This window comes from Faecalibacterium sp. DFI.5.82 (assembly GCF_029076575.1).
Classification (GTDB): Bacteria; Bacillota; Clostridia; order Oscillospirales; family Ruminococcaceae; genus Faecalibacterium; species Faecalibacterium duncaniae.
Genome location: NZ_JARFIS010000247.1, coordinates 1 through 332 on the forward strand (window position 1 = coordinate 1; position 332 = coordinate 332).

Below are 332 nucleotides of genomic sequence, written 5' to 3' on the forward strand. Positions count from 1 at the left end.
AGCATACACCAGTCGACGAACATATCGCACCACGCGAAGCCGTTTTTCTTGCCGTTGTACCATTTCGGGTATTTCTCGTCGAAGTCTCTGGCGTACTTGGTATAGTTGGCGCTGCCCGCGTTGGCGGTCGGGTTGTCGAGCTGGCTGTTGCTCTTTTTCTCGTGGTAGCCGATCTCTGCCGCAGCGATGGCGAGGACGGCCGATGCGTAGCATTTGCTCATGATTTTACCTCCTTAGCTGTAAAAAGAAAATGGGCGGGCCGGAGCCCGCCCCTCTCCGTCATTCGATAGTCAGGCCCTCGGGGTTGAGCTGCTTGTCTGCTGCCTCGATCG

The 332-nt window shown here is 56.6% G+C and carries 1 pseudogene; it reads right to left on the minus strand.

The features are described from left to right. Positions 1 to 221 (minus strand): annotated as a pseudogene (locus P0G09_RS16450) (hypothetical protein); the annotation flags it as partial. Positions 222 to 332 lie beyond the last annotated feature (111 nt).